Source organism: Mariprofundus erugo, from assembly GCF_005818865.1.
In the GTDB taxonomy this organism is placed as follows: domain Bacteria; phylum Pseudomonadota; class Zetaproteobacteria; order Mariprofundales; family Mariprofundaceae; genus Mariprofundus; species Mariprofundus erugo.
The window spans coordinates 1-18495 of record NZ_VBRY01000018.1 but is presented as its reverse complement, the minus strand read 5'-3'; the positions used below and the strand labels follow the sequence as shown (position 1 = coordinate 18495).

Annotated in this window: 17 protein-coding genes; 5 read left to right on the top strand and 12 right to left on the bottom strand. The window is 52.6% G+C overall.

Features of this window, described 5'->3' with window-relative positions; translation table 11 throughout:
* The 3 genes from FEF65_RS13700 to FEF65_RS13085 form a co-directional block, all read right to left on the bottom strand.
* On the bottom strand, nt 1–3095 hold a 3095-nt coding region (locus FEF65_RS13700), incomplete at its 3' end, for a hypothetical protein (RefSeq protein WP_238701410.1).
* A 164-nt stretch (nt 3096–3259) separates the two neighbouring features.
* A complete protein-coding gene (locus FEF65_RS13695; RefSeq protein ID WP_238701409.1) occupies nt 3260–5509 on the bottom strand; it encodes a methyl-accepting chemotaxis protein in 2250 nt (749 codons plus the stop codon).
* 231 nt (nt 5510–5740) lie between these two features.
* The gene (locus FEF65_RS13085; RefSeq protein WP_161595254.1) at nt 5741–6613 is read right to left on the bottom strand and encodes a DUF2726 domain-containing protein; all 873 of its coding nucleotides are present in this window, start codon (nt 6611–6613) and stop codon (nt 5741–5743) included.
* 388 nt (nt 6614–7001) lie between these two features.
* On the opposite strand from FEF65_RS13085, the gene FEF65_RS13080 reads away from it, so the two are divergent.
* From FEF65_RS13080 to FEF65_RS13065, 4 genes are all read left to right on the top strand, one after another.
* Nucleotides 7002–8090 carry an ABC transporter ATP-binding protein gene (locus FEF65_RS13080; RefSeq protein ID WP_138240269.1) on the top strand — a complete coding sequence of 363 codons (1089 nt, stop codon included), beginning with the start codon at nt 7002–7004 and terminating at the stop codon, nt 8088–8090.
* Nucleotides 8090–8971 (top strand): ABC transporter permease, encoded by an 882-nt coding sequence (locus FEF65_RS13075; RefSeq protein ID WP_138240268.1) that lies wholly within the window; start codon nt 8090–8092, stop codon nt 8969–8971. The genes FEF65_RS13080 and FEF65_RS13075 overlap by 1 nt, the downstream gene beginning before the upstream one ends.
* Nucleotides 8964–9743, top strand: coding sequence for an ABC transporter permease (locus FEF65_RS13070; protein ID WP_138240267.1), 780 nt, complete (start codon nt 8964–8966; stop codon nt 9741–9743). The genes FEF65_RS13075 and FEF65_RS13070 overlap by 8 nt, the downstream gene beginning before the upstream one ends.
* 65 nt (nt 9744–9808) lie before the next feature.
* Nucleotides 9809–10870 carry an ABC transporter substrate-binding protein gene (locus tag FEF65_RS13065; protein ID WP_138240266.1) on the top strand — a complete coding sequence of 354 codons (1062 nt, stop codon included), beginning with the start codon at nt 9809–9811 and terminating at the stop codon, nt 10868–10870.
* A gap of 195 nt (nt 10871–11065) precedes the next feature.
* Here the strand turns inward: FEF65_RS13065 and FEF65_RS13060 are convergent, their stop codons facing one another.
* From FEF65_RS13060 to FEF65_RS13050, 3 genes are all read right to left on the bottom strand, one after another.
* Complete coding sequence (locus FEF65_RS13060) at nt 11066–11311, bottom strand: hypothetical protein (RefSeq protein ID WP_138240265.1); 246 nt, start codon at nt 11309–11311, stop codon at nt 11066–11068.
* 354 nt (nt 11312–11665) lie between these two features.
* Nucleotides 11666–12319, bottom strand: coding sequence for a cupin domain-containing protein (locus FEF65_RS13055; RefSeq protein WP_138240264.1), 654 nt, complete (start codon nt 12317–12319; stop codon nt 11666–11668).
* Between the two features lie 124 nt (nt 12320–12443).
* Complete coding sequence (locus FEF65_RS13050) at nt 12444–13220, bottom strand: SDR family NAD(P)-dependent oxidoreductase (protein ID WP_138240263.1); 777 nt, start codon at nt 13218–13220, stop codon at nt 12444–12446.
* Nucleotides 13221–13345: 125 nt separating this feature from the next.
* Between FEF65_RS13050 and FEF65_RS13045 the strand changes: the two genes are divergently transcribed.
* Complete coding sequence (locus tag FEF65_RS13045; protein ID WP_202978069.1) at nt 13346–13915, top strand: TetR/AcrR family transcriptional regulator; 570 nt, start codon at nt 13346–13348, stop codon at nt 13913–13915.
* A gap of 67 nt (nt 13916–13982) precedes the next feature.
* Here the strand turns inward: FEF65_RS13045 and FEF65_RS13040 are convergent, their stop codons facing one another.
* The 6 genes from FEF65_RS13040 to FEF65_RS13015 all read right to left on the bottom strand — a co-directional run bounded on the left by FEF65_RS13040 (nt 13983) and on the right by FEF65_RS13015 (nt 18338).
* Nucleotides 13983–14228 carry a hypothetical protein gene (locus tag FEF65_RS13040; RefSeq protein WP_138240261.1) on the bottom strand — a complete coding sequence of 82 codons (246 nt, stop codon included), beginning with the start codon at nt 14226–14228 and terminating at the stop codon, nt 13983–13985.
* Nucleotides 14225–15280 (bottom strand): lipase family protein, encoded by a 1056-nt coding sequence (locus tag FEF65_RS13035; protein ID WP_138240260.1) that lies wholly within the window; start codon nt 15278–15280, stop codon nt 14225–14227. The genes FEF65_RS13040 and FEF65_RS13035 overlap by 4 nt, the downstream gene beginning before the upstream one ends.
* A gap of 15 nt (nt 15281–15295) precedes the next feature.
* Nucleotides 15296–15913 carry a hypothetical protein gene (locus tag FEF65_RS13030; protein ID WP_138240259.1) on the bottom strand — a complete coding sequence of 206 codons (618 nt, stop codon included), beginning with the start codon at nt 15911–15913 and terminating at the stop codon, nt 15296–15298.
* A complete protein-coding gene (locus FEF65_RS13025) occupies nt 15913–16233 on the bottom strand; it encodes a hypothetical protein (protein ID WP_138240258.1) in 321 nt (106 codons plus the stop codon). Before FEF65_RS13025 ends, FEF65_RS13030 begins: the two co-directional genes overlap by 1 nt.
* 402 nt (nt 16234–16635) lie before the next feature.
* On the bottom strand, nt 16636–17400 hold the full coding sequence (locus FEF65_RS13020) for a vWA domain-containing protein (RefSeq protein WP_238701408.1): 765 nt from the start codon (nt 17398–17400) through the stop codon (nt 16636–16638).
* Nucleotides 17401–17459: 59 nt separating this feature from the next.
* Nucleotides 17460–18338: a MotA/TolQ/ExbB proton channel family protein gene (locus FEF65_RS13015; protein WP_138240256.1), complete on the bottom strand. Its 879-nt coding sequence runs from the start codon at nt 18336–18338 to the stop codon at nt 17460–17462.
* Between the last annotated feature and the right edge of the window lie 157 nt (nt 18339–18495).

Sequence of the window (18495 nt, the reverse complement as noted above, 5' to 3'; positions counted from 1 at the left end):
TCCACTGCTTCCACTGCTTCCTCTGCTTCCACTGCTTCCACTGCTTCCACTGCTTCCACTGCTTCCACTGCTTCCACTGCTTCCACTGCTTCCACTGCTTCCACTGCTTCCACTGCTTCCACTGCTTCCACTGCTTCGGCTACTGTCACTTTTTCAACTCTTCCACCGCCATGCGTCAACTGTTTGAGCACACCACGACGACAGAACAACAACTCTTCACTCTCAATCGCCGCATCCATCTCTTCAGGCAGTGCCCCTCCGAGCAGATGCATATATTGCGACAAATCGCCTGTTTGCTGCGGGAACGCATGATCAAGCGTTTCAAATGCACTCCACCCGCGCGACTCCACCGGCGGCATCATATAACCGAGCAACAGCCAGCCCCGGCGCAATGATTCCTGGTAAACAGCCTGCCAATCCGGCCTGACACCTTCGGCCAGCAAACGGCTGCTGCGTACACTCTCAACCAGCACCGTATCACCGAGCATATCATCGACAAATCGGAATACCTGATCATTCAGTGCTGCATCGGCCGCATCAAAATGACTACATGCTTCATTCAGCAAGCGCCTTGCCATAAATACATCATGGAAGGTATCCGGAGAACCGACATGGGTCTCAAGTAATGGATACGCCAGTGATGCAGCAACAAAACCGGCCACATTCTCGCCACTGCGTGGCAGCACCATCAGCTTGGGCGGCGTCCACCAGCGGGCCTTTTCCTTGCGCGCTACAAGCATCCGGGAGACTTCGTGATACCACAACTCCAGTACGGAATCCTCGCTACCTGATGACTGCTCCTCCGGATAAAACATCATCACCTTACAACCGCGCAGATGAGCAACCAGCGGCTCCGTATCCATGCCGTCCCAGGCATGCACGGATACCTTCAGCTCACAGCCCGAGGTTTGTTCAGCCTCCTCCGCCACATCCTTGAGAAGCCGGTTGGCACGGGTGAGCTGATCCGCCTCCGCAGTACTGAAGACATGCACCATCAACTTGTGATGTTTCAGCGCCATTTCGGCAACCATCGCTGGCAACCCCTCATGCCAGCCAAGAAACAACATGTTCAGATCCCAGGTTTCAGGCCAGGTAAAAGCCCGTAACGGTGCTTTTGACTGATGAGCAGCATGATGCGTCAACGCACGCTGCATCATGCCCGGCCACAGGGTTCGGTTGCTGCCAATGGCGATCACATGGGTAAAGCTTCTGGCTTCTGCCGGATCAAGCAGATCGGTAAACAGCACCGGCTTCCCCTCTTCATCCACCGCCGCAAGCAGGTTCAGCCCCATATCAAAGCATGCACACAGCCATTGCTCCAGTCGGGCCGTATGCCCGTGCTCGATCATAACCTGCCCGCCCTGCACATGCAGTTGTAATGACCACTGACAGGCAAACAGGCCGGTTTCCCCCTCCACCACATCAAGCAACCGTATCCCCAGCGCCGGCATATGGGCGCAGTGATGCATCTGATACAACATGCGGGCAGCCACACCGGCAGAATCAAGCACATCAAGACCAAGAGATTCGCGATACATACGGGCAAACTGCTCAGGCAGTGCCGCATCGGCTACCACCACAGCCTTCGCCCCCAGATCCCGATGCAGGTGATGCATATCCACCACCTGCTGCCGTGTCAGCTGGCCGTCACCACGATGAAAAATGAACAATTGACGCACACCGGAGAGCTGAAAACGGGTAATCAACGCCCTGTCCCCTGCCATTACCTGACGCACGGTCAGCCAGCGACCGATCGAACGCGCATCGGCCAGTGGCTCGCCGAAGAAAATCCACGCAGAAGGAATTGAGCGACGCATACGCCCGCACATGCGGTCAAATTGACGCAATACCGTCACAGCCTGCTCATTGCCACCTGCAAACAACAGTTGCTGCCTTGGCGAAAGCGGACTATTGGCCAGCTCCACCATCAACAGGCGCATCACATTCGCCCCCAATCCGACAATCAACGCGAATAAAAATACGCCCGAGAGCACCAGCAGTACAGTCAGTACCACCAGCCATGGTGAGTAGGCTTCCGGTGGCGCCGAACCAGGGTCCATCAGCAAACGGAAAACAAACAGAATGATCTGAAACGGTGCATAATCAGCATCGCTGTTGGTCGAATCATCATTCAGATCCATCTCCGGATAGAGATAAATCACCGACAGAGATCCAATCACCAGCATCGCTGCCAGCATGCCCATCAGCATACCGGTTTCACTGCGCACCTCAGGCATTGCCACGACCTTGCGCACGGCATTGCCGATTTTGGTCACCGGATCCAGCATAATAAAGAAACGGGCCAGACGCAGAAGCACCCAGTAGGCAGGAATCGCCGAGATCAGCCCTGTCAATGCAACGGCGGCAAAGATATCAAATGGAATAAACAACAGTTCGGCCCGGCGACGACCGCCATCTGGCATCACCTTGAGCAATGCGACCGTTCGTGTTGCAGCCTCCAGCAGTAACGTCACCCCCGCATAAAGTGCAACGGTGTCGACAGCCAGACCGACAGCTCCGACAGCAACCACAACCAGGGCGAACGACAATGAATATACAAATGTATCATGCGTCAGAAAACGGAAAATTCGCAGCATTCTCAGCAGATAGACACCGCGCAACAGACGGGCCAGACGCAGGTAGAAGCCATACTCGAGCAAAGGCATCGGCAATAACAGCACCGATATCAGACTGAGCGTCGCCACGCCATCGACAACCAGGTAGGCGAGCTCTGTACGATTTTTCCAGCCACATTCACGTTGCAACCAGAAGCGAAGCAACCATTCAAGCGTGAAAAAAAGCGCCAGTGGTGCCATCACCCAGAGGTAATGTTCGAATACACAGAGTACGAGTGCCGCAACAATCAGCACCGCATAGCGAGGGTGTGAAAAGATCCGCTCACCCAGTAACAACCAGGCTCTCTTGCTATAACCTCCGGCCAGAAAATCGCCCAGGGCATGCCGCTTACTCGCGACGACTTCCGAATGATCCGGTGGTGCAGCTGTTACAGCGGCATCCGGCTGCAGAACAACATCACTGTTGCGATGGCCATGCTGATCCGCCACTGCTTGAGTCATCTCATCAGGCGTATTCACAGCAATAATCCGCGTGGAAACTGATACCGCTTTCGGATGGTCAGCATACGCGACATCGGAGGCATTGCGTTCACCCGGCTGCGGCTTACGTGCATGCGAGGAAGGCTCCTCGCATGCACGGACTGGCGCGATAAACTGCTCATCGCCCCGTACATCGCCATCTCCTAGCGCCGGCGCAATGCGTCCAAAAAATCGTTCACCCGCTGACTGAGTTCACGACCCTTGCCCATCAGCCCGCCGGCAACCTCCAGCACATTCTCGGCAGCGCGACCTGTTTCCAGTGCCGCCTCAGTGACGCCGGAAATTTCATCACTGGCACGATGGGTGGCATCGGATGCAAACTGTACACTGCGCGCAATTTCACGCGTGGCCTCATTCTGCTCCTCTGTCGCTGCAGCAATCGACTGATTAATCTCGTTCATACGGGCAATGATCTTGCCGATATGGGCAATCGCATCGGCAGCCCCGCCACTCTGATGCTGAATGGCCGTGATCTGCTCGGAAATCTGCTCGGTTGCACGGGCCGTCTGGTTGGCAAGCTCCTTCACCTCACCCGCCACAACGGCAAAGCCCCGACCTGCATCACCGGCTCTGGCAGCCTCGATACTGGCATTGAGCGCCAGCAGGTTGGTCTGCTCGGCAATATCGGTAATTACCCGCACCACCTCTCCGATGTGCTCGGATGCAGCAGAAAGGTTACCCACCGTGGCATTGGTGTTTTTGGCTTCACTCACCGCTTCATGTGAAATTTCAACCGCCTCACGTACCTGACGGGTGATCTCAGCGATGGAGGCAGAAAGCTCTTCTGCGGCCGATGCCACCGTCAGTACATTATGGCTGGCATCCTGTGAACTGGCCGACACCGTCTCCGCCTGTGCTGAAGACTCCTCCGCCATAGCGGAAAGCTGCTCGGAAGCCTCCTGCATCTGACTGCCATAGGCCATAATCTCCTCAACGGCACTGCCTACACGCTGCTCAAAATCGGCAGCCAGCTGTGCCCGGGCAGTGACATCATTCCATGCCACCAGCACCGAAACCCAGTCCCCTTTCCCATTGCGAATGGCATAGGCATCAAACTCGATATCGCGCCCCTCCACCTTAAAGGCGGCGTGGTGCGGCAGATTGGAGGCACTGGCGAGCATACTGCGCTGATGCGACGGACGCTTATGGAAAATATCGATCGGCTTGCCGACGATCTCATCGGCCCGGCATGGCAGCCCCTTTTCAATCGAGCGAAACAGGGTCATAGCTGCCGGATTCATATAAGTGACATGCAGGCTCTTCGCGTCAGCCAGCATGAAAGATTGCTGACTCACCTCCACGACTGTCCTTAACTGATACGCTTCATCGACGGTAAGACGCAGCTTGTCATACGACTTAACCATCGAGCCGACAACACCGGCCATGCGAATATTGAGCTGCCGGGAAGTATCGCCATCATCCAGCGCATCAAGGCTGTCAGATATCTGACGAAGCGGCGTCATAATGGATACGCCGATACGCCAGAGCATCAACATGATGCCGGCGAGTGTGCACAGCGCAAACCCCCAGAAAACCTTGCCCTGCTCGTGATGGATCGATGCGGCCTCATCCCTGAGCTGATTGATATAGGTGGACAACTTTTGATCGACATTCGTCTGAGCCGGTATCATTTTATTATCGAATACAGAACCAAAGTCGCGGCGCACCTTGATATTGGCCATCTTTTTCTCTGCCAGTGCCTTAAGCCCTGCCTGATAGTCGCGCAACAGACCTCTCATCTGTTCACGGGTGGCCGGGCGTATATTGGCAGCATCAATCAATGTACGCAGATGATCGGCTTCCCGCTCATGCTGCTGCAGATACTTCTCATCGCCTCGCAACAGAAAATCCTTTTCATGACGACGCATCATCAGCATCGAGATCATCATCTCGGCATCACCCAGCTGCTTCAGGTCTGACTCGATCGCATGGACGGCCTGGCGCAGGCTGCCACGCAGGCCACTCTCCTCATTGACACCTATCGCCTCATTATTGGCTTCATAGTTGCCGACCAGGCGGGAGAACTCCTCATAGGCCTGCTGCATATCACGGGCAGCCCCTCGCATCCCTTCATCCGGCAGCTTGTCAACCAGTCTCTGCAACGATTCGTGATTATGTTTATCGACCACAGCATACTCATCTGTCAGCAACTTGCCGGAGGAAACCATGCGCAGTGTCAGCACATCCAGCCACTTGAACTGCTCGGTCAGGGCGTTGACGTCATCCATCAGAGCGGATGCCTGTGTGGCCTTTAGGTCTATCTCTTCCAGATCATCCACAGTTTTGGTGTGAATCATTCCAACGACAATGACGCCCAGCGCAGTCAATGCACCGATAATACCTAACCGCTGAGCGATATTGATTTTTTCATGCCACTTGAGTGCCTGGTCCATTTGCATCCTCTCCATGGATAAGTTTTGCTGCCAACCGCACAGCATTGATCCCTGGTAGCAATGTAAGTGCCAATAAACAGAAGATTCTCATCGGAAGAGTGGATTGATTACTTCCCCGGCAATCTTCACATGCGGGGAAAATGCGGGCCTGACTCTTCTTGTAAAAAAGAGATGTAACCGCCTGATTTTTCCGGCGCTGAAAATGGCACATCTACCGGTGCCATCACAGCATCAGGCAAGTGGAATCACCGTATGGCAGACCGGAAAATTGGAGCAGCACCATAACTTGTCTCCGGAGTGATAACCGTTAGCCACCTTCTTGCGCAACATCCGACTGCCGCACCTGGGACAACGTTGACGATCGGGAGATCTCCGCTTTGCTGGTGAAGCAATGACTGCCGGAGTGACTGCCGGAGTGACTGCCGGAGTGACTGCCGGAGTGACTGCCGGGGTGACTGCCGGGGTAACTGCCGGGGTAACTGCCGGGGTGACTGCCGGGGTGACTGCCGGGGTGGCTGCCGGGGTGGCTGCCGGGGTGGCTGCCGGGGTGGCTGCCGGAGTGGCTGCCGGAGTGGCTGCCGGGGTGACTGACTCCTCCCGTGGTACATCAATATCAATAAAGTGATGCAAATATGCCAGCAATTCACGCTGACTGCAGGCCACCCTGGCTTTAAAGCGCACCAGCGGTAATCCTGCCGATGCAAATGCAGCATCAAGTGGTGCGTTCTGCTCCCCTTGCCCGTCATCAAGCATGATCGCGCACACCACGCTCAGGTCACCGGGAGTACAGAGCACAAAATCGACGGAGCGCTGATCAATGATGCCCTGATAAGGACGCCCGCCATTGGCAGCAATACTGCGGTCGGGCTTTAACAGGCTGGCGACACTGACCTTGGTGAAAATGGCATAATGACTACCAACCGCCGCATGCAACAAACGATAAAATGAGCGTTCGCTATCACTCAGCAAGCGTCCGATTCTGGCACAAGAGATGAATGTGGCTGCTGTCGTATGCATGGAGGCGCGCTTTTGTTGCACAATCCACAACAGCAAAGCCCCCACAACCATGACAAGCAATACAACCGAAATTGTCAGAATATCCATCAGCCCCCCCTCCGGATGAATTGTTAATACCACTCTTTTACAAGGCAGTGCGCAATCCCTCTCCTTGCCGAGCTGGTTTCGAATCATTTTACCCCTTGCCCCGTCACGCCGATTCCCATCGCTTACCGCCAGCCATGAGTCACTATCCGTGTCAGATGTACACGGCAACGCGTCAAATCAGGCGCATACGTGCCGGCTTGCCAGTCACGGCAAAGCCAGGTTTTTGCCTTTGCGTTCTGCTCATTGGCTGAGTGCCGGTGAATGAGTAGCTCCCCGAAAAATCATTACCTCTTGGCAGAAGATAAATCTGTTCACAGAATCAGCCTCGCGGAGAGACGAAAGGCTTGCAAAAGAACGTCTGCCACTCTTAAGGCGGGGATAATCACGATTGCTTGAAATCAGGGGAATATCGAAAAAATTCGGTGACTTTGAAGCTCTGAAAGGGGTTGATCTCCACATCGGCGCCGGTGAATTTTTCACGCTGCTTGGACCATCCGGATGCGGAAAGACCACATTGCTGCGCATGATTGCCGGCTTTGAAGCGCCGGATAGCGGTGAAATTCTGCTTGAAGGGAAAGATATGGTTGGCACGCCCCCAGAGCAGCGACCGGTTCATACTGTATTTCAAAACTACGCCCTGTTTCCGCATATGACGGTGGCACAAAACATCGCCTTCCCGTTACAGATGGCTCGCGTACAGGCTGATGAAATAGATGCACGCGTGCAGCAGGCACTGGACAATGTGCACCTGCCGGACAAGGCCGGCGCCTATCCGGCTGCCCTTTCGGGCGGGCAAAGGCAACGGATTGCCATTGCCAGAGCACTGGTCAAACGCCCCCGCCTGCTGCTGCTGGATGAGCCGCTCTCGGCGCTGGATGCAAAAATGCGCGAACAGATGCAGATTGAACTGATCAACCTGCAAAAAGAGGTTGGCATTACCTTCATCTATGTCACGCATGATCAGGGTGAGGCACTTGCTCTCTCGCACCGCATTGCCGTCATGAATCAGGGGAAAATCGCGCAGCTCGATCAACCCGCCCAACTCTACAATCACCCCAACAGCCGCTTTGTCGCCGACTTCATCGGCCAGTGTAACCTGCTGGAGGCAACAGTAACCGACAGCGATCGACACCATGCGGATCTTGAGCTGCACCACATCGGCCCCGTCAGAGTATCGCTTGCACCTGCTGTGACCGTGACAAAAGGTCAAAGATGCCTGCTGACCCTGCGACCGGAAAAAATCCGCATTGCCCGCAACCTGCATGCGCTGGTCGATGAAACGCATTTCTGCGGCAAAATTCATGACACGCTCTATCTTGGCGATGTCACAGTGTACAAGGTTGAGTTGGCACAGGGGATTTTACTGGAGGCACTGCTGGCGAACTCGGGCAATCATGCCAGTGAGCGTTTTGCCGTCGGTGATTCGGTTGAGGTTGCCTGGAACAGCAGTGCCGGCCACCTGATTGCGGAACCATAATGGGGCGCTGGTCCCGGCAGTTGCTGACACTGCCTCCCACCATTTACCTGCTGATCTTTTTCGCCATTCCAACGGTGATCATGCTGTTTGCATCGTTCCGGTTTCCCGGCGATTACGGCGGTCTGGCTCCGTGGTATAGCATTGAGGATGGCAGCTATGCGTTTGATCTGACATGGGAAAACTGGCAGCGGCTGTTTGAATCAACCATCTACCTTGAGCTGTTTGTCAAATCACTCGGATATGCCGTGATTACCACAGCGATTTGTCTGCTGCTTGGTTACCCTCTGGCCCTGATGGTTTCACGCAGTGAAAAGAAACGGCGGGACCTGCTGCTGTTGCTGATCATTCTCCCCTTCTGGAGTAACTTTCTTGTCCGTATCTATGCATGGATGATCATCTTCAGCCCGACCGGCGCACTGACCATGGCCGTCAACAGCCTGCTGGATCTGTTTGGCATCGCGCCTGTCAGCCTGATGTACAGCCCGACTGCGGTGATTGTCTGCATGGTTTATGTGCACCTGCCATTTATGGTACTGCCGCTGTACGCCAACCTTGAGAAACATGATCCGGCCCTGCTGGATGCAGCAAGCGATCTCGGTGCTTCCGGCTGGCAACGGTTCTGGCGAGTGACCTGGCCGCTGTCACTCCCCGGTGTATATGCCGGCTCAATCCTTGTATTCATTCCGGTACTGGGCATGTTCGCGATTCCGGACCTGCTCGGTGGGACCAATGCCATCATGATCGGTAATGTGATCAAACAGCAGTTTATCGAGTCTCGTGACTGGCCATTCGGCAGCGTGCTGTCGATCATGCTGACGATCGCCACCATTGCACTGGTCTGGCTGGGCACGCGCTCCGGCCACAGGGTAAAACATGGCTAGAGGTCGTATGAACTGGCTGAAGCTCTTCTCCACAGCGGTGTTTGTATTTCTCTACCTGCCACTGCTGATTGTGGTGGTCTACTCATTCAATGACTCGAAGCTCAATGCCGAATGGGTCGGCTTTACCCTCAAGTGGTATGGCGTTCTCTTTGACGATACCGAGATGCTGACAGCAGCGCGCAACTCGTTGCTGATTGCAACCTTCAGTGCTGCTGTTGCAGCGCTGCTCGGAACATTAGCCGGCATGGCCATGAGCAGGCTCAGGCTGCGCCTGCTGCCAGCGCTGGTGCTCGCGCCCGTGGCCATGCCTGACATTCTGCTCGGCGTCAGTCTGCTGATCCTGTTCATTATGCTGAATATCTCGCTTGGCCTCGTATCCGTGATACTGGCTCACATCACCTTTTGCATCGGCTATGTTGCCCTGTCGGTACAGGCTCGCATGGGTAGCATGGATGACAGCCTTATCGAGGCAGCCCGTGATCTTGGCGCAAGCCCGTGGCAGGCGTTCAGCCGGATCACCCTGCCACTGCTGGCACCGGGTATTATTGCCGGTGCCCTGATGGCTTTCACACTCTCCATTGACGATTTCGTTGTCACCTTCTTTACAGCCGGCGTTGGCAGCTCGACACTGCCGCTACAGATATACTCGATGGTCAAGATTGCCGTCACACCGGAGGTTAACGCCATTTCAACACTGTTAATGGTCGTGACACTTCTGCTGGTCACGCTGGCGTCGCGCTTTAACAAGCATGCGCTGCGAGGCACTATCTGATGTCCGGCCCGTCACTTTGCTGTCTATGTTTCACCCATCACATCTGAATCACAGGAGTCTTAACGATGAAAAAAACACTGATGTTCACGTTGCTCATGCTGACCGCGCAGGGAGCATCTGCCACTGAGCAGCTCTATCTGTTCAACTGGAATGATTATATTGCCGAAGATACCGTCACCCGCTTCGAGAAGCAGTATGACTGCAAGGTGGTACAATCCTATTACTCCAGTACCGATGAGATGATGGCCAAACTGCAGGCCGGTGCCAGTGGCTATGACGTGGTCATACCAACCCAGAATGCCGTGCAGGCACTGATCAGCCAGAACAAGCTGGCCCTGCTCGACAAGGCACAGCTGCCGAATGCAGCCAATGAAAGCAGTGGTTTTATGAATCGAAGCTATGATCCTGACAACCGCTACTCTCTCCCCTACGCATTTACGACCACGCTTATCGGCTTTAATGAAAGCAAACTCAAAGAGCTTGGCATTGAAGCCGACAGCTGGGCCGTCATTTTTGATCCGGCTGTTCTCGCCAAACTCAAGGGTAAAGTCACTGTCATGGATGATGCAGAGGAGCTCTTTTCTGCAGCACTGAAATACCTCGGCTACTCGGTCAACGACAATGACCCCAAACATCTGGAGGCGGCCCAGCAACTGATTCAGAAGGCGAAACCTTACTGGGCCTCGTTTAATTCATCGAGTTATATCAAGGAGCTCGCCGTGGGCGACATCTGGGTTGCACATGGCTACTCCAGTGACATGGTACAGGCCCGTAACGATGCCATGGAAGCCCATCGCCCGTTCACTATCAGCTTTGCCCTCCCCAAAGAGGGTGCTGTGCTGGCTCTTGATAACATGGTGATTCCAAAGGATGCAGCGCACCCGAAACTTGCACATGAATTTATTAACTATCTGCTTGAGGGTAAAAATGCTGCCGAGCTGACCAATATTATCGGCGCCGGTAATCCAAACAGCGCTTCCCTGCCATTTATCAGTGAAGAGATGAAATCCATGAAGGCGATTTTCCCTGACCCGGCCACACTGGCCAAACTGGAAACACTGGAAGCAAGAAGCTCGAAATCACGCCGCCTGCTCAACAAACTCTGGACCGAAATCAAACTGAAGTAACTGCCCCTCGGGCAACATGAAAACAAATGGATAAAATAATAAACGCCCCGTCATCATCTGACGGGGCGTTTATCGCAGGGCCCCATTGCCCGACATGGACCTGCTTTCGGGCATGCTGAACATCAGAAGATCTATTGCGTGTATTTAAGGGTTGCACACGCGTCCAGTCTCTGCCCGGCTATCGTTGGGTTTCATTTATGGTGCTGCGAAATGTTCCCTGTGATGTGTTTGATGGTGCTCTGGATGATCCTTTAAGTCCCTGGTCATCAGATCAAGATAACCGGCGGGCACAAGCATCGCTTCATGCTGATGCGGATACTTCACCTTGAAATAGTGTCCCCCGCAAAAAGCCACAGACATCCTGTCTCTGTATTCAGCTCCATGCACCTGGCCAATCGCGTCGAGAAAGTGCTCAATAGACTCATCCGTGTGTACAGTCATATCTATCCTCCTTGAACCACGTTGGTGGTACACCTGATTTAAGCAGACAATACCCGAGAATCAAGCTCGGTTATTGCTTTTATCATGATGAAAAAGCCACACAAATAATTATGGGTAAATCGTGGTCCTGTGAATTCGCTGGCCCCCTCCACTCCACTCACGGTCATGGATGTCCCCGGCATCAAGCACACAAATGACTGATTTGAAAGCAATAGCGAATTCATCTTACGGCGACTCGATATTGCAATGAATACTGCATGCCCGTGCACCCGAATCCGGAAAATATCAACCGAACGGCCACGCTCAGCGCCCGGCAAAACCGGTCAAACTCAGAATGCTTTAAATACGCGGCGTCTACGCACCATGCAAATGCCCCACCTTTACAAGAATCAGGGCCCCCTCCTTCACAAAAGGATAGTGCTGACTCAGATGTGGACTACGTAACCATGTGTGGCCGGGATACACGCCATGTTCATCCATAAATACACCGCTTAAAACAAGGATCTCTTCTCCGCCATGGTGACGGTGTGGTACAAACACCTCATTGGCAGGCCAGTTCACGAGCGCAGTAGATTCCCCCTCGTATTCATGTAAGGGCATCACCCGCAAATTGCCGTACCCCTGATACCAGTCGGACTCTTTTGTATTGATGCTTACGACTTTCTTATCACCACGACGAAAGTGATTCACCTTTACAAAAATCGTACAGCCCTCCTTACTGAACGGCGCATGACGACTACCGGCAGGATGGCGTAAATACGTTCCCGCCGGGTAATCGCCGCTTTCATCCGAAAACACGCCATCGAGCACAAAGATCTCCTCACCCAGTGGATGCTCGTGCTCCGGAAATACAGCCCCCGCCTCATAGCGCACAAGGCTGGTTGCCCTGCCAGATTCAGGAAATTCGCGCTCCAGTTTTTTGCGGTATACACCTGCAGCAGGCGCAGGCTCCCACTGCATTTCATGAGTATTGATGATAACCGCTTTGGTGAAATCCATGTTTAACAAACGGCCCTCCTGTGGCTAAGGAAGCGCTGATTCATTCGGCGCTTCCGAGCGAGCCATGGACGGCTCGCCAAATCAAGCTGCATCTCCTGACAGCTGTTCACAATAGCATGCTGATCGAAATATTTTAATTCCGTCCGGCCATCACACCGCCATCGACATCAAGTACGGTTCCTGAAATCCAGCCGGCTTTATCCGAAAGAAGAAACTCAATCGCATCGGCTACCTCTTCCGGATCACCAATGCGCCCGATCGGGTGGAAAGCATCAAATCCCTTCAGCGCATCTGCAATTTTATCCTCTTCAATAAATGACTTATAAATGGTTGAGAGCACAACGGCCGGAGCCACTGCATTGACGCGAATACCATATTCAGCCAACTCCATGGCCAGGTTTTTCGTCAGTGCGTGCAAGCCTGCTTTCTGCATTGAATATGCGGATGACGGCGTTGCTTTCACGGCCTGTTTCGCCCACATCGAACCGATATTCACAATAGCACCGCCGTTGTTCGCCGACATATTGCGAGCAACTGCCTGTGTGATGAAGAAAAAGGACTTATTGATATCCATCTGAAGGTCGTAATCTGCTTCCGTATGATCAAGGAATGTGACAGGCTTGAAAAAGCCGGCCGCATTCACAAGATATTTGATATGACGCTGTTCAGCATAAAGCAGTGCAATAAAATCATGCACAGCCGACGTGTCATATAAGTTCACACAAATGGTTTCAACACAACCATACTCACCTGCTTCCAGCTCTCTCTTCGCCACAGCTAATCTTTCGCTATCTGAGGATAAAATTTGAACGGTATAACCCTGGCGCAGCAAACGCTTTGCAGCCGCTTTACCCATACCACTTGAACCACCCACAATTAATGCAATCTGTTTCTGCGCACACGCATTCATACTTTATCTCCACTGGAAATGATTTACCTACCTACCGATAGGTAGTGGAACAATAGAAAGATCCCTCACCCTGTCAACCTCAACCTTTCAATAGCCAGCCATTAAGATTATTGTCTGCTCGACGAGTGATTGAAGCGGGGTTTCAAATGTCATTATCCACTGCAGAAAAAATCATCCGGGTAGCGGAAGCTCAGGTACGTTCCGGTGGATACAATGCATTCAGTTTCCGGGAAATATCAAAAGAAATAGGCATCAAAAGTGCCAGTATTCATTACCATTTTCCGACAAAAGCCGATCTTGGACTTGCGCTGGCCAATCGCTATACCGACCGTTTTACTGTCTATCTGAATCAGATCGCCTGCGATTCAGAAGATCTCTCAACACGGTTGCATCAATATATCGAATTATTCCGGCACGCTATTCAGCACGATAAGAAAATGTGTTTGTGTGGGATGCTTGCAAGCGAGGCAGACGTCCTGCCATTTCCTGTCCAGCAAGCCGTCAAAGTATTTTTTGAAGCAAACCTTCAGTGGCTTGAGTTATTTGTCTTTGCCGATGAACCAGACCCGCATGCCCAGGCGATGCTGGTATTATCCTGCCTGGAAGGAGCACTTCTCGTCAGCAAGGCGATGAACGATGCGACCGCTTTCGATCTTGCCGTGAATCAACTCATGTTCAGCTTCCGGAAGTCATAAATCGTTCTTTATTGGGGGGCAGTTCTTTAGTTGCCAGTTAAGGATTGAGCTGACTGATAAGTATAAACTAAAGAACTGACCCTGGGGATACGGTGGAGCAGTAGTATTTATGCACGAGCACCGTCGGAACCCAGTCCCAGAAGATGGGCAGAAATATCAAGAGGAACGCGCCAATTCCCCATGCCCATTTGTTGTACCCGCGCTTCTTGGCATGCCTAACAGCCAGCGGCACTGCCACCAGAATCACCAATACGATTAATACCAGCAATACCAATGGCCATGACAGAACCAAAAGTCCAAGAATGTCTTTCATGCGGCTAACCTTTTAGCAGCATGAAAGTCATCGTTTGCCGACACCGCGCTTTCCAGACTGTTCGATGCCGTGCTCGAAGAGGCCTCCAGAATCCCGGTGATTGTTGCCAAACCGTTGGGATCGGTATCCAGCCCGGGGGCAACCTTTGCAAAGAGGTCATACACGGCCAAAAAATCAGAAAGTTTTACAATAGAATGATCATCAACCGGGTTTATTGAAGCCGTCTCAATAAATAGAAGATCGGTCTGGCCGGAGGTTGTCCCAACATTCGGGGTAACAGTCATACCACCTTCACCGATAAGGTTGGTGATGTGTCCACTTATCGCCTGCACATCGAGGGAGACATCAGCCAAATTGAAAATCCCGCCCATGCCAGGTGCGTTATAGGTTGCAACGTCACCGATAACCCCTGATCCACACTGATTCACCATTGCCGCCAGCAAGGTGGCGACATGCCCTCCCAGCGAATGTCCGGTAAAATTAACGGGTGCGTCAGTAGGAACATCAGCAATGCCGACATCCTGCTGTATGGTTGTCAGAAAGGTATCAAGCTCGGTACCGGGTGAAACAACAGGCAAACCATAGGCAGTGATGTACATATCACTCAGCATGTTCAATTCAGCCTGCGAATAGCTTACTGATTTCCCCGTGCCAGCTGTTAGCTGCTTGTAGTACCGATCCGCACTAATGGCCTGCTCATAGGCAGCCCCTTCCAGAGCTACGCCAATCACATCGGCATTAAGGAGATCTGAAAAGAATCCAGAAAACAAACCGGGTTCGGTACCTCGCACCGCAATCGTGTACGAACCATCAGCATTGCTCTTGAACACCGTCGCAGAAAAACCACTAGAGTCATTCGGTGCATGGCTGATGAAGGAGTAGCTGATTGCAGGGGCGGTGAAAGTATTCGCTTGCTCACTTGCGAATATTTTATCTTGATTTATTTGGCTTGATATCAACTGGGCTTGAAGACTCCCAGTCCCTTGAAAATCAAGGTACGATGCTTGGGACATCCACGAATAAAATTTAAGTTGTTCTGTTGTTAATGCCATAACCCTACCCCCACATTAATGCTTCAAACTTGCTGTAACTGCAATGGCTCTCAAATCTTCATTCCAAGGTGGAGGGGTACACCAACCTACAGCGCTTACACCTGCATCTGAGAACTGAGCCAAAAACCGCTCTGCCCAACCCCCGTTGAAACCTATTTCACTATATTTTGCTAGAATATCGCCAGATTTAATGTTTTTTACTAAGAATTCATATCTGGGATATATACCTTGAAGGTCGTGTTTTATAGAGAGGAGCTGATACAAACTTTTTGGGTCTACATCGTCCTCTCGAATAATTTTATCTCCTTGCTTGGAGAACCTAGTAACCTTTCCATTCAAAGGTCTATCTTCTGAAAACTGATAACCAAACTCCTTTATCCAATAATCGCTGCCGGTGAGTTCACCTTCCATAAATCCCTTCACCCCATGTGCCACTCGGTAAACCTTTAGGCCACCTTCGGTATTGCAGAGGTGATGGAGGTAGATGCGCCCGACAATCGCATCAGCGGAGGGGATCAACAGAGCGATGACAAGCGCGATGATCTTGTTGCGGCCCGACTTCTGCCGCTTCACCACCCAGAACGTGGCAGCGATATACAGCCCGACGAAAAACAGAACTGCCAGCCCGCCCATCAGGCCACCTCACTCATAATCAGTTCTTCATCATTTGTAACTTGGCCGCCCAGCGTAATCGTGGTGCCGTCGGCCATGGTGATGGTCCAGCCATTGCCCATATCCGTCAGCGTCATGTCACCGGCGCTGTTCGTCCAGGAGTTGCTTGCCGGGTCGGTGCGCGTGAAATCGCCGGAGATCGCGCGCAGCATGTTGCCCGCCGCATCGCTGAGCATGATCCGACTCTGATTGCCCAAATCCGCCTGCGTCCAATGAACCCAGCCCTCCGTACCTCGCATTGCCATATACGCCTGACCGGTATTTACATCCTGAAACACCATTCCGGAAAACCCGCTCACAGGATCGGTGCACTGACCTACCACTCTGTATTGATTTGCAAAGGCAAGGGAGCAGTGAGAGTCAGGACTTCTATTGCGCATACACTTTGGAATTCCGGGGGCATATGACTCAACTCGTTTACAACGGTGTATTTGAAGGAGCCCAAAACAACGCCTGAAATCTTGAGCAGGCAAGAGTCGTTTAGAACACCTGATAAGGTAAATCAGGCAGTGCTGCATTTGGCTAATTGAATATCCCGGATGCGCCATGGCGACATCCCTCCTCCGCAAGATTTGCGCTCTCCGGCGCAGCTCACCTTCCTGGATAGACGCATCTTAACCATGGCTTTCAAACCTGTATGTCCTCCAAAAGGATGACAGATACTTCACATCACATCAGGAATTCTATTTGAAGTGCAATTGAAGCATTTTTCCCCCAGTCGCATCCGCCAGCTTTTGGTAGGCATATTGGGTTGAGGCATCGTGCTCTGTACCCAGAGGCAGCGTGAATACCGGTGCAGGAATTTGATGGTAATGAATCTCATCGGAGGGCCGTTCGTCACCGATGAGCAGGTAAGCTCCAGGGGGAGCTGTTTTGGCTGAAATTTCATCGAAGGCTTTGCCGATGCTTTCGATTGCGCCAACAAAGGGAGCCTGCTGTATCAGTTGATCGAGCATATCATCCATACTGCCGGTGATGGTTCCGGTACGGTTATCGGCATACCAGCTAATGGCTGACACCTCTTTATCGGTACGCAGTGCAATGACGCGAAGAATCGGAATGAGGAATGTGGTCACGCCGTGCATTGAGCCTGTCGCATCCACAACCAGGTGCAGTTGCTTGCCCGGAATCTTTCGTAGTCCGCTGACGAACAGTTCAAAATCTTTTTTGCCCTGCCCCTGCCCTAATCCGACCGTTTCAAGAATGCGTTCGGACTGATCCTGGTAAATCCGCTGCATCTGTAACTCCAGATCTTTCTTTTCGGCTTCAGACTGCTGTAGTGCCTGCTGAAGGTGGACAACGCCATCGCGGTTCTCGGCCTGCAGAGCCTGATTCTTTTCCCTTAATTGCTGGATTTGCATTTGAGCAACGTCAGATCCCTGTAGCCGGGCACTGATGAGTATGACTGCGAACAAAAATACAAATGCGGCAAGCATCAACAGAGACATATCCGAAAATATTTCGTAAAAATTATCTTGAGCCGATGCTCTCCTGTTCCGCATACTGATTATTCCCGGAAAAGGCGTTTGAAAAAGCCCGGACGTACCGAGAGCGCATAGCGTGCATGCTCAGTCGCAATTTTCCGGACGGGATTACCCTCAGCCATGGCGAGCATCTCTGTATGCATCAGGCAGGCTTCATCTCTGAGGTAGTGCATCTCTTCACGGCTGGCCTGCATGGCCAAATTGAGCAGACGAAAGCGCTGTTCGAGCTGATCTACCTGCGCTTCCATCAGTCGGAGATCACGCGTCTGATCCGCTTTCAGGTCAGCGGCGGCATGTACAATACAGGTGCGCAACAGCAAATCCTGCAGTCCATTGATGGAACCATCTGTAATCCATGCAAACACGCGCAGGAGAATCCCACCCAGCACAGCACCCATGAGGGTAGTATAAAAGGCGGTCCCCATGCCATTCATGGCCGTGCGCAAACCGGCCAGCAACAGCTCCTGATTGACGCCCAGCTCACCGAGGGCGCTGTGAAGACCATTCATCGTCATGGTCATCCCCAGCACAGTGCCGATCAAACCAAGCGTGATCATCAGATTGCCAAGCAATGATACGAACTGGCTGATCCGGTGCTGTGATGCAAACTCAACATCGACCAGGGTTTCCAGGTCCGGATGTCCGTTTACAGCCGTAATCCGCTGGAGTGCGATCAGGAATCGCTCTACCGTATGCTTGTGACTGCTTAAGCTCAGCGTCACCAGCCCCTTATCCATAACGACAGATTCAAGTTTGTATAACCGGAACCACTCACCTGTCAGCTTCATGGTTTGTATCAGGCTGACCAGAATACCCAGTGCAAACATACCGACGATAATCCAGGTGACATGCGTATGATCATTCAGGATGAAATCAACCACCTGCCCCTTGCGCGCCATCATGGCAAACACGGCCAGTGCAGAGATACCCCAGGCTAGGAGTCTGCGCGGCAGAAGCTAGTGCTGATCGTATGATTCATGTTTAGGATGAAGCATGAGTACGAGTTATCGCCCCTACCACCCTGATCAGTCGCTGTTGTTGCCGCCATCGTTATCGGAT

What these genes read in the sequence shown, in the direction of transcription:
- FEF65_RS13065 (WP_138240266.1), top strand. Translation starts at nt 9,809, where the DNA reads ATGAAAAAAACACTGATGTTCACGTTGCTCATGCTGACCGCGCAGGGA.
- FEF65_RS13075 (WP_138240268.1), top strand. Translation starts at nt 8,090, where the DNA reads ATGGGGCGCTGGTCCCGGCAGTTGCTGACACTGCCTCCCACCATTTAC.
- FEF65_RS13060 (WP_138240265.1), bottom strand. Translation starts at nt 11,311, where the DNA reads ATGACTGTACACACGGATGAGTCTATTGAGCACTTTCTCGACGCGATT.
- FEF65_RS13020 (WP_238701408.1), bottom strand. Translation starts at nt 17,400, where the DNA reads ATGTCTCTGTTGATGCTTGCCGCATTTGTATTTTTGTTCGCAGTCATA.
- FEF65_RS13030 (WP_138240259.1), bottom strand. Translation starts at nt 15,913, where the DNA reads ATGGGCGGGCTGGCAGTTCTGTTTTTCGTCGGGCTGTATATCGCTGCC.
- FEF65_RS13085 (WP_161595254.1), bottom strand. Translation starts at nt 6,613, where the DNA reads ATGGATATTCTGACAATTTCGGTTGTATTGCTTGTCATGGTTGTGGGG.
- FEF65_RS13695 (WP_238701409.1), bottom strand. Translation starts at nt 5,509, where the DNA reads ATGGACCAGGCACTCAAGTGGCATGAAAAAATCAATATCGCTCAGCGG.
- FEF65_RS13050 (WP_138240263.1), bottom strand. Translation starts at nt 13,220, where the DNA reads ATGAATGCGTGTGCGCAGAAACAGATTGCATTAATTGTGGGTGGTTCA.
- FEF65_RS13035 (WP_138240260.1), bottom strand. Translation starts at nt 15,280, where the DNA reads ATGGCATTAACAACAGAACAACTTAAATTTTATTCGTGGATGTCCCAA.
- FEF65_RS13070 (WP_138240267.1), top strand. Translation starts at nt 8,964, where the DNA reads ATGGCTAGAGGTCGTATGAACTGGCTGAAGCTCTTCTCCACAGCGGTG.
- FEF65_RS13015 (WP_138240256.1), bottom strand. Translation starts at nt 18,338, where the DNA reads ATGATGGCGCGCAAGGGGCAGGTGGTTGATTTCATCCTGAATGATCAT.
- FEF65_RS13040 (WP_138240261.1), bottom strand. Translation starts at nt 14,228, where the DNA reads ATGAAAGACATTCTTGGACTTTTGGTTCTGTCATGGCCATTGGTATTG.
- FEF65_RS13025 (WP_138240258.1), bottom strand. Translation starts at nt 16,233, where the DNA reads ATGGTGTTTCAGGATGTAAATACCGGTCAGGCGTATATGGCAATGCGA.